We start from the raw sequence: 11,480 nt of genomic DNA, 5'->3' as shown, positions 1-11,480 counted from the left end.
AGTGTTCCAGCTATCTCCACCCCTTGGAACCTTACCGCCCATATTTATATTATTAATAAGAGCATAGAATCTGATTGAGAATTAAAAGGCGTGATGAGCTTCACATTTATGGCGCACAATGCTACAACCTGTCGCTAAAGGTGTCATTTGGGGGTTGTTCACGAGTTGGCCTGTCTTGCAATCTGCAGTCGCTCCTCACGTTCAGCACGCTGTTTCGATGTGCTCTAGACAACCGCGTTCAGTGTATTTCTAGAGCCGTGAAGCCTAAGCGCCTCCTTGAGCCAAACGAAGTCGAAGGCATTGAAGGTGAAGCTAGTGGCAGATAGTATTTTTCCATCGATAGACAAAGTTGAGCAAGCCGAATCGCTCGCTGGAATGGGCGAGCCAAATTCAAGAATGGCGTACAGTGATCGAGTCGCTTGGCAGATGGCGTGCTATTCTGAGCTCGCTTACCTTAAGTTTGATGAACCCAAAGTAGATGAGAGGGTGTTGGCCAAACTCGAAGAGCTGTTCAAAGGGCGCATAAAGCATAAGAAGCTGAAGAAGGTACTTCCAGCATTGGAGATTTTGTCGCATGATCCCGTTGAGCAAAAAGAGAGGCTACAGTCTGATTTAAGTGTTCTCAACATATCTCTAGTGAGAACGTTTAGCTGTGGAAATACTCAAGCAATTCTGTTGGAATCCGAGAAGTACGTCGTTCTTTCTTTCAGAGGAACGGAAGCGACGTGCATAGGCGATATAAAATCAGACGTTTCAGCAAGCACCATTGATTGTGTCACCGCCGGAAAGGTTCACTCCGGTTTCAGCGCAGCATTCAACCTAGTGGAGAGCGAAGTAATCGCGGCATTGGAAGATCATGGACTTCGGGAAAAACCATTGTACTTCACAGGCCACAGTTTAGGAGGCGCTTTGGCGACTATTGCCGCGAAGCGAATCACACATGAGGGAGGAAACGCAGCATGTTATACCTTTGGTGCTCCCAGGGTGGGGGATGATACGTGGATATCCGAGATAAAAACACCGATTTACCGTTTAGTTAACGCGGCGGATGGAGTGACAATGATGCCGCCAGGCCATGCTTTTATACAGACCTTAAGTTGGATCTTGAGGTTGATTCCCTCCGTGGGGATATCCGCTTCAAGCTGGATATTGTCGAGATTTAGCGGGTATATTCATGGCGGAAATATGCGATACCTCACAAACTGCCGAAAAGGAAACTTTAAGAAAGTTAAGCTGCTTTATTCAGTGAATATTTTCTACCGGGCGAAAGGCATGTTCTTTAACAAGATTCCATGGATGAACGTCTTGTCAGACCACAGCATATCCACTTATCGAGATAAGCTCGAAACTATTGCTGTGATGAGGAATGATCAGTAAGGATTGCTCCGTGCGATACCACCACACTCTTCCCTTTATCTGTACAATTGTGGCTATTACGGTGTCAGGAAGGGCTTGCGTTATACTTTACGAAAAGTACTAATTAAGGAAAACAATGCGGATAAGACATATTTCGATTAGAAACTTTCGGGGCATTCGAGAGCTTGATTGGACCGTTCCTTCTGCAAAATTAGTTTGTTTGATCGGTCGCGGTGACTCAACAAAATCGACAATTCTTGAAGCGATACGCCGCGTTTTTCATCCGCAATGGAACCTCGCCTTTGATGACGCTGACTTCCACCGATGTAATCCGAACAACTTGATTTCCATAGAGATTGTTCTGGGTGACTTGCCAGACGAGTTCCGTGATCTCGAAAAATACGGGCATGAGCTGTGCGGATGGAATGCCGAGACGTGTGCCCGTACCGAGGACCCAGGAGCCGATCTAGAAGACGCGTTGTGCATTCGTCTGGTAGTCACCGATGACTTGGAGCCTAAATGGTTTGTTATAAAGAGTGATGATAATGAAGGCGTTCCGTTTAGGGCGGCCGACCGCGCGAAGGTAGCAGTTACCCTAATCGGTGCTGCCTCTGACCGTCACCTTACTTGGTCGCGCGGCTCGATCCTGAGTCAGCTTACCGAAACCGATAACATCTCCTCATCACTGGCCGGGGCCGCACGAGCGGCAAAATCAGCACTGGAATTGCGACGCGAAGAGGACTTGTCCGGCTTCGACTCAGTGGCAGAAACCGCCGAGAGGACCGCCCGCGCACTTGGTGTCAATGTGGCCGGATCCTACAAGGCGCATCTTGATACTGATGCGATAAACGTACGAATGGGCGGGCTAACCTTGCATGATGGAGACATGCCACTGCGTCAGCTTGGTCTTGGGTCCAAACGCATGCTGACGACAGGCTTACAAAGGCATGCGCTCCGTTCACCGCATATCACCCTATTTGATGAGGTCGAAGTAGGGCTAGAGCCTCACCGCATTGCTCGGTTATTGCAGCATTTGAAGAACGACGATACCGGACAATACTACCTGACGACCCATTCGCCTGTAGTGCTCCGCGAACTGACCGTTGATGATTTGCATATCGTTCACTGCGAAGGCGGAAGAACTAATATCATCGCCGCGCACCAGCCTGCTATTGGTGACTCGATCCAGGGAAAAATCCGCACTGGCGCCGAGGCGTTTCTCGCCCCAAAGATAGTCGTTTGCGAAGGTGCTACCGAAGTTGGTTTTTTGCGTGGGTTAGATGACCACTGGACTTCGGTTGAGGAGAAGGAGTCTTTCTCATATCGCGGAATAGCGTTGTTCGATGCGAATGGCGCTAGCAACGTTAGGGAGATTGCCGAAAACCTGAAACTGCTGGGCTACGATGTCGCAGTGCTTGCCGACTCCGATGCACCCGCCCACTTTTCTGATGCTGATGCACAAGCACTGCGAGATACTGGAATAGCTGTCGTTAAATGGGAAGATGCGCTATCTATAGAAGAGCGCGTGTTCGCGGATCTTCCGTGGGAAGGAGTCACAGCATCGTTGGTTGTGGCTCAGACCATCATCAATGACAATGCGCGCGTGCTGGACCAGGTACAGGATCAGTACGGTGAGGGGTTTGAACGAGATTCCGCCTCGTGGGTCGACAATCGGGCATTGCGGGTCGCCCTCGGCAGGGCGGCAAAGGTCAGCAATTGGTTCAAGCGGCAAGACTGGGGCCGTGAGTGGTCCTCTGCGATATCCGGTTATCTCGCTGACCACGCTATCCAGGATAGCGATCTGTCTCATCAACTAACCAGCTTACGGGCATGGATCGACAATGTGTGAGCTGTCTTCCAGACTAGCTGAGTATCAAGGTGCAGGATATGTAGTCGCACCCGCAGGGTACGGAAAAACGTACCTAATTGCTGAATCGGTGGCCCGTAGCACGGGCCGGCAACTGATCTTGACCCATACCTACGCGGGCGTAAACGCCCTGCGCAGAAAAATGCGCGTCCTTGGTGTCAGTGATAGGTTATATCGCATCGATACTATTGCGAGCTGGGTATTACGAATTTCGCTTTCTTATTCAAGGACATCGAATTGGAATGATGAACGCCCCGCTGATAATGGGCGTTGGAACGCACTGTATGAGGCCTGTTCGGATCTTCTCGATCACGCATTTATCCGTAGGATTGTACGTGCATCCTATGAGGGGCTATATGTTGATGAGTACCAGGACTGCTCCAATGCCCAGCACGGGATTGTACTGAAGCTGGCGCGGGAGTTGCCATGTCGAGTACTTGGTGACCCGATGCAGGGAATCTTCGATTTTGCAGGACAGGATCCGATTGACTGGAGGCGCGATGTCGAAGGAAGATTCGAGTGCCTTGGCACTCTCGATGTGCCACATCGATGGATACAGGCAGGCGCCGGGAATCTTGGTGCATGGCTAGGGGATGTTCGTACGCGTCTTGAGCAGGGAGAGCCGATCAACCTAGAGGCGAACCTGCCACTCGAAGTCACCTTCACACTTGCCAACAGGGATCCACAAGCGCTGTTCCAATCGCAAGGAAATACATGTCGGTATTTTCAATGTGAGGGTGCCCACACTGTCATTGCCATCCATAAGGGCGTCCAGCAATACAAGGCTAAGTGTCACAAACTCTCGCGCAATCTTGGGGGGCGATTCTCATCAATCGAGGAGATCGAAGGGAAAGACCTGTACTCATTCATTGGAAGGCTGGAGAGGGCGCGGACCTCTTCAGATCGACTTAACGAGGTCATCGTATTCTCTAAACTGTGTATGACCGCCGTGCAGCAGAATCTACCTGCCGGAACTCTTCGTGGCGAGCATGTAAATATTGGTGCAAGAACACGCAATCCTCAAGCGGCTCACTGGGCCAATGCCTACCTAGCCTCGCCCGACAGCTCCGCGATGAGAGGTTTTCTGCTCGCACTCAAACAGACCCAAGGAGTTAAAGTCGTCCGTGCCGATCTCCTCTACCGGGCGCTGGGAGTACTAAATGTAAATGTGTTGCACTCAGAACTTTCTCTCGAGGAAGCCGCCGATCAGTATCACCGCGAGTTTCGTTATAAAGGCCGTCCAATTAGACGACGCAGGCTGATTGGTACTACGCTGCTGATTAAAGGACTAGAATTCGATCATGCAATTGTTTTGGACGCGACCTCTCTCTCCAGGAAAGAGCTATATGTAGCGCTCACTCGCGGGGCCCGGTCGCTAACCATTATCTCTACGAGTTCTCGACTTAACCCTGAGTGAATACGCCCGATGCAATTGGCCATGGTCACTACCAACAGGACCCAGTTGCGGGCTGCGTCACAGGCTCCAAATAGTACATATCATTGGTATCACTCCCCAGTTGCCGGAGGTGGCCGAGATGATCTAAGGGGGTGGGGTTACGGCTCAGGGTATCCGCCGTGGTGCCGACTGCCCGATGGGAGGCAAAGTGTTTGATGCATCTTAGCGGGGTCAATAGCTGGAATCACCACCCCGATTACTACCTGATAAGCCATGAAATACTACGCCGATTGATGTATAGTTCGGCGACTTTGATGCGCCGCATATCTGGCGTATTATTCCTCATAAAGTTAGCCTAAAAACGGGGAAATTTTGGATTAAAATACTTTAATATCAATAGGTTATGATTATTTTCTAAAGTGCCTAGAGAGTGCCAACAGGTGCCAGTCTAGCGCTACCAGGGACTAGCAGTAATGACCAAGAACGCGACCAAACCTAAAGAGAGCAAAAACACCAAGGGCTTCGAAGAAACCCTCTGGGATACCGCCAACAAGCTGCGCGGTACGGTGGAATCCTCCGAGTACAAGCACGTCGTCCTGAGTCTGATCTTCCTCAAGTTCGCCAGCGACAAGTTTGAGGCCCGCAAGAAGGAGCTGGAGGATGAAGGGAAGGGCAAGTACACCGACCGCGTGGAATTCTACGCCATGCGCAACGTCTTCTACCTGCCGGAGGAGTCCCGCTGGTCCACCCTGGTGCAGCACGCCAAGCAAGACGATATCGCCCTGCGGGTGGATACTGCCCTCAGCACGGTGGAGAAGCACAACAAGGCCCTGCGCGGCGCGCTGCCGGACAACTACTTCTCCCGTCTGGGGCTGGATGCCGCCAAATTGGCGGCGCTGATCGACTCCATCAACAACATCGACACCGCCTCCGATACCGAAAACGACGTCGTGGGCCGGGTCTACGAATACTTTCTGGGAAAGTTCGCCGCCGCCGAAGGCAAGGGCGGGGGCGAGTTCTATACGCCCAAATGCGTGGTCAATGTCATCGCGGAAATGATCGAGCCCTACAAAGGCAAGATCTACGACCCCTGCTGCGGCAGCGGCGGCATGTTTGTCCAGTCCATCAAGTTTGTGGAAAACCACTCCGGCAACCAGAAAGACATCTCCATCTACGGCCAGGAGTACACCGGCACCACCTACAAGCTGGGCAAAATGAACCTGGCCATTCGCGGCATTGCCGGCAACCTGGGCGAAGTGCCGGCGAACACCTTTTTCAAGGACCAGCACCCGGACCTGAAAGCCGATTTCATCATGGCGAACCCACCCTTTAACCAGAAGCAGTGGCGGGCCGACAACGAACTCACCAACGACGCCCGCTGGGCCGGCTATGACGTACCGCCCACCGGCAATGCCAACTACGCCTGGATACTGCACATGGTGTCCAAACTCAGCGAAAACGGCATCGCCGGCTTTGTGCTGGCCAACGGCTCCATGTCCTCCAATACCAGTGGTGAGGGCAAAATTCGCCAGAAAATCATCGAGAACGACCTGGTCGACTGCATGATCGCGCTCCCCGGCCAGCTGTTCTACACCACCCAGATTCCCGTCTGCCTCTGGTTTCTGACCAAGAACAAGAAGGCACAAACCTTCACCGACGGTCGCAAACACTTCCGCGACCGCCAGGGCGAAACCCTGTTTATCGACGCCCGCAACATGGGCAGTATGATCAGCCGCGTCCACAAAGAGCTGACCCCCGACGACATCGCCACCATCGCCAACACCTACCACGCCTGGCGCGGTGAACCGATTCAGAAGGACGACAAGCACACCCTGACCTATGAAGACGTCCCCGGCTTCTGCAAAGCCGCCACACTGGACGATATAAAGGCCAACGACTACGCTCTTTCCCCAGGACGATACGTGGGCGCCGCAGAGGCTGAAGACGACGGTATCCCTTTCGAAGCTAAGATGGCGGAGCTAACCAACACCCTGTACCAGCAGATGGAGGAGTCGCGGAAACTGGATGCGGCGATTCAGAAGAACTTGGAGGTGTTGGGCTATGGGGCATAAATGGGTCGAAAAGAAAATAGAAGATATTGCGGCACCAATCGAAAACGCGATGTCCACAGGACCATTCGGCTCAGCGATTAGCTCCAAGTACTTTAAGAGTCACGGCGTACCGGTGATTCGGGGAAGCAATCTAAGTACTGACGTAGGAGAACGGATGTCCGATGACGGGCTGGTTTTTGTGGATCTGGAAAAAGCAGTGGAGTTCCGTCGATCCGTTGTAAGGACGAACGACTTGGTTTTCACCTGCTGGGGAACCATCAATCAAATAGGCTTAATCTCTAACAATCTGCGCTATCCAGAATACATAATTTCCAACAAGCAAATGAAGTTAACCCCTGACCCAGAGAAAGTAGATCCACTTTTTTTGTATTATCTTTTTTCCAGCCCACTGAAGCAGGCAGAGATCATCCAGAACGGTATCGGGGCAGCCGTACCTGGTTTCAATCTCGGTCAGTTGAAGAAGCAAACTGTACGACTACCACCATTAACCGAGCAGAAAAAAATATCAGCTTTCCTGGATTCGTTTGATGCCCGGATACGGCTCAATAAACAAGCCAACAAAACCCTCGAATCCATGGCCCAGACCCTATTCAAAAGCTGGTTCTTGAACTTCGACCCGGTGATTGACAACGCCTTGGCCGAAGGTAAGGAAATACCCGATCCCCTAGCCGCCAACGCCGCCACCCGCCAAGCGTTGCGGGAGCAGGGCACCGACAAGCCTGGTCAACTCCACGCGCTCCCCGAACATATCCGCCAACTCTTTCCCAACCGATTCCAGTTCACCGAGGAACTGGGGTGGATACCGGAGGGCTGGGAGATCAATACTCTCAGATCTGTAACTACTGAGCTACGTAGAGGTATATCACCAAAGTACGTCGAAGAAGGAGGTGTCAGGGTAATAAATCAAAAATGTATTAGAGATCACGTGATCAATATGACCCCAGCCAGACGGCATGACACATCGAAAAAGAAAGTGGACGGTCGTTTAATTAGCATCGGTGATGTGTTGGTGAACTCTACCGGCGTAGGCACATTGGGCCGAATCGCTCAAGTTTATTCATTGGACGAGCCAACAGTCGTGGACTCGCATGTGACAGTAGTTCGGCCAAATACCGAAGTTTTCAAACCCTATTTTTTTGGACGATTGATGTTGTCCATAGAACGTTCCGTGGAAGCGTTGGGGATGGGAAGCACTGGGCAGACGGAACTCTCGCGAGCCGATTTAGGCGCCCATCCAGTTGTCACTCCACCGCTGGAGATTCAAAACTGGGTAGAGGAACTGTTAAAGCGGTGCGCTGATAGAATTTCTTTCAATGCCAAGCAGTCCGAAACATTGATCGCAAGTCGAGACACTCTCCTCCCCAAACTCCTCTCCGGCGAACTCCGCATCCCAGAGGCTGAAAAGATGTTGGACGAAGCTTTGGCCTAAAGCAGACAAATCAGCCACGTGGGGTGCAAAATGCTGATCTATCTGCCAAACTAGCCCGACAGGACGCTTAAGAGACCGAGGATAATGGCTTTTAACGAGGAAAAGCTGGAGCAAGCGATTATTGACCTGCTGGGTGACCAGGGCTATCCCCATATCACAGGGGCAGCTATCGCTCGTGAGCACCAGGAGGTCCTGTTAAGCGCAGACCTGGAGGCTTACCTCCGCAAGCGCTATGCGGCCGAGGGCATTACCGATGGTGAAATTCGCGCCATCGTCCGAAAGCTCGAAAATTACTCCTCCGCCGACCTCTACGACAGCAACAAAGCCATTATGAAGCTCGTGAGCGAGGGTTTTTTGCTAAGGCGGGAAGATCACAAGAAGAAAGACCTCTACATCCAGCTGCTCGACTACAGCAGCCTCCCCCAAGTCCGCCGTCCCCAAGATCACCAGCTCACCACCGTTGACAGCGCAATGCCGGTCAGTGAGCGGCATGCCGCTTACGGTGCCGACATCAACACCTATAGGCTCGTCAACCAGATGGAGATTGTGGGCACCGAGAAGCGCATTCCCGATGCCATTCTCTATATCAACGGTCTGCCCCTGGTGGTCTTTGAGTTCAAAAGCGCTGTTCGGGAGGAGGTCGGCGTACATGAGGCCTATATTCAGCTCACCACCCGCTATCGGCGGGATATCCCGGAGCTGTTCAAGTACAACGCCCTGTGTGTCATCAGCGATGGCGCCAACAGCAAAATGGGCTCTTTCTTCGCGCCCTATGAGTTCTACTATGCTTGGCGGCGCATCGACGGGCACGATAATGAGGAGCCCAACGGCATAGGGTCGCTCTACAGCTTGGTGCGGGGACTGTTTGCCAAACACCGGCTGCTGGAGGTCATTCGGCACTTTATCTACTTTCCGGATAAGTCCCACAAAGAGGAAAAAATCCTTTGCCGCTACCCCCAGTATTACGCCGCCACCAAGCTCTACGCCAATATTCTGGAGCATCGCCGGCCAGAAGGGGACGGGAAGGGCGGTACCTACTTTGGCGCTACCGGCTGCGGCAAGAGCTTCACCATGCTGTTTCTCGCCCGCTTGCTGATGCGCAGTGTGGCGCTTGAAAGCCCCACCATAGTCCTGATTACCGACCGAACCGACCTTGATAGCCAGCTCTCCGAGCAGTTTGTGAACGCCAAACAGTATATTGGCGATCAACATGTACAGAGCGTAGGCAGCCGGCAAGACCTGAGGGAGCAACTCCAGGGTCGCAATAGCGGCGGGGTCTTTCTGACCACCATCCACAAATTCACCGAAGATACGCAGCTGCTCACCGAGCGCTCCAACGTCATCTGCATCTCCGACGAAGCGCACCGCAGCCAACTGAACTTGGACCAGAAGCTGACCTTCAGTGAGAAACACGGCGTGCGCCGCACCTACGGCTTTGCCAAGTACCTGCACGACTCACTGCCCAACGCCACCTATGTAGGCTTTACCGGCACGCCCATTGATGCCACCGTGGATGTGTTCGGCGAGGTCGTGGACAGCTACACCATGACCGAGTCCGTCAAGGACGAGATCACCGTGCCCATCGTCTACGAGGGCCGCGCCGCCAAAGTCGTGCTGGATAACAGCAAACTCAAGGAAATTGAAGACTATTACGACCGATGTGCGGAAGAGGGCGCTACCGAGTACGCGGTAGAGGAGAGCAAGAAAGCCAGTGCCAATATGGGCATGATCCTGGGTGACCCGGATCGCATTCGCGCCGTGGCCGTGGATTTTGTCCATCACTACGAAAACCGCATCAATGAAGGCTCCACTCTCTGCGGTAAGGCCATGTTCGTCTGCGCCAACCGCCAAATCGCCTGGCAGCTCTACCAGGAAGTGGTCTATTTACGGCCGGAATGGGTCGACATCAGGGCCTGCGAAGAGGGCAGTGAGCTTTCCGAGCAGGAACAGAAAGACATCAAGCCCATGGCCCGCATGAACCTGGTGGCCACCCGAGGCAAGGATGATGAAGAGGCGCTTTACAAGCTCCTGGGCACCAAGGACTACCGGAAAGAGCTGGACCGGCAGTTTAAAAAGCGAAAGTCCAACTTCAAAATCGCCATCGTCGTGGACATGTGGCTGACCGGCTTCGATGTCCCCGAGCTGGACACCATGTACATCGACAAACCCGTCCAGCGCCACAACCTGATCCAGACCATCTCCCGAGTCAACCGAAAGCTGGAAGGGAAGAATAAAGGCCTGGTCGTGGATTACATCGGCATTAAGAAACAGATGAACCTGGCCCTGGCGCACTACAACAAGGCCGACAGCCAGAATATTGAAGAGATCGAGCACTCCGCCATCGTGGTCAAAGACCACTTGGACCTTCTGGGTAAGATCTTCCACAAGTTCGATTCTAGGCCGTTCTCCACCGGCACACCGGTGGAGCAGCTCCACTGCCTGAACATGGCCTCGGAATTCGCCCAGCTCACCCAGGACATAGAAAAGCGCTTTATGCACCTGGTCCGGCGCATGAAGGCCGCCTACGATATCTGCAGCGGCAGCGAGTTGCTCACCCAGACCGAACGCGACCATGTGCATTTCTACCTGGCAGTGCGCTCTATAGTCGCCAAGCTCACCAAAGGCGACGCCCCGGATACCGCCCAGATGAACGCCCGCGTCCGCGAGATGATCACCGAAGCGCTCCGCTCCGACGGCGTAGAAGAGATCATCAAAATGGGGGAGGGAGGTGATGGAGAGGTGAACCTCTTTGATGACGACTACCTCGCCCGAATCGAAAAGATCAAACTGCCCAACACCAAGATCAAGCTGCTTCAACAGCTACTGGCCAAGGCCATCTCAGACTTCCGCAAAGTCAACCGCGCCAAAGGCATCGACTTCTCCAAACAGCTCCAGAGCCTGGTAGAGAAGTACAACGAGCGAGACGACGCTAACCTCTACCGGGGCGAAGTCGCCGACGACTTTGCCGACAACATCATTGACCGCTATATGGCGCTGATCGAAAAACTCAAATCCGAAATCGGCTCCTACGCCGACCTGGATATCGACCTGGAAGAAAAAGCCTTTTACGACATCCTCAACAGCCTGATGCACAAATACGACTTCAGCTATCCCGATGATAAGCTCAAAGAGCTGGCGAAGGCAGTGAAGTCCGTGGTGGACGACAAAGCCAAATACATGGACTGGAGCAAGCGAGATGACATCAAATACGAGCTAAAAGCCGACCTGATCGTCCTCCTGGACGAATTTGGCTATCCCCCGATTGATAGGGGTGAGGTGTATAAGGAAATATTCGAACAGGCAGAAACATTCAAACGAAGTAGGTCTAACTCTTACAAAAACTCCACATTAAGAAGTTGA

Annotated in this window: 6 protein-coding genes; all 6 read left to right on the top strand. The window is 52.8% G+C overall.

All coding sequences use genetic code 11. The annotated features are described in order from the left end of the window. The first annotated feature begins 315 nt into the window (after positions 1-315). The 6 genes from AAE484_RS04890 to AAE484_RS04865 all read left to right on the top strand — a co-directional run bounded on the left by AAE484_RS04890 (position 316) and on the right by AAE484_RS04865 (position 11,480). Entirely contained in the window at positions 316-1,377 is a 1,062-nt protein-coding gene (locus AAE484_RS04890; protein ID WP_341937216.1) for a lipase family protein, read from the top strand. 115 nt (positions 1,378-1,492) lie between these two features. Next, positions 1,493-3,205, top strand: coding sequence for an ATP-dependent nuclease (locus AAE484_RS04885; protein ID WP_341937215.1), 1,713 nt, complete (start codon positions 1,493-1,495; stop codon positions 3,203-3,205). Between the two features lie 118 nt (positions 3,206-3,323). Next, positions 3,324-4,640, top strand: coding sequence for a UvrD-helicase domain-containing protein (locus AAE484_RS04880; RefSeq protein WP_341937214.1), 1,317 nt, complete (start codon positions 3,324-3,326; stop codon positions 4,638-4,640). Positions 4,641-5,092: 452 nt separating this feature from the next. Then, the gene (locus AAE484_RS04875) at positions 5,093-6,691 is read left to right on the top strand and encodes a type I restriction-modification system subunit M (protein WP_341937213.1); all 1,599 of its coding nucleotides are present in this window, start codon (positions 5,093-5,095) and stop codon (positions 6,689-6,691) included. Next, positions 6,681-8,120: a restriction endonuclease subunit S gene (locus tag AAE484_RS04870; protein ID WP_341937212.1), complete on the top strand. Its 1,440-nt coding sequence runs from the start codon at positions 6,681-6,683 to the stop codon at positions 8,118-8,120. Before AAE484_RS04875 ends, AAE484_RS04870 begins: the two co-directional genes overlap by 11 nt. An 84-nt stretch (positions 8,121-8,204) precedes the next feature. Further along, complete coding sequence (locus AAE484_RS04865; RefSeq protein ID WP_341937211.1) at positions 8,205-11,480, top strand: type I restriction endonuclease subunit R; 3,276 nt, start codon at positions 8,205-8,207, stop codon at positions 11,478-11,480.

The organism is Marinimicrobium sp. C2-29, assembly GCF_038419845.1.
Lineage (GTDB): Bacteria > Pseudomonadota > Gammaproteobacteria > Pseudomonadales > Cellvibrionaceae > Marinimicrobium.
The sequence above is the reverse complement of the archived record's forward strand: the minus strand, read 5'-3'. Positions and strand labels throughout refer to the sequence as shown.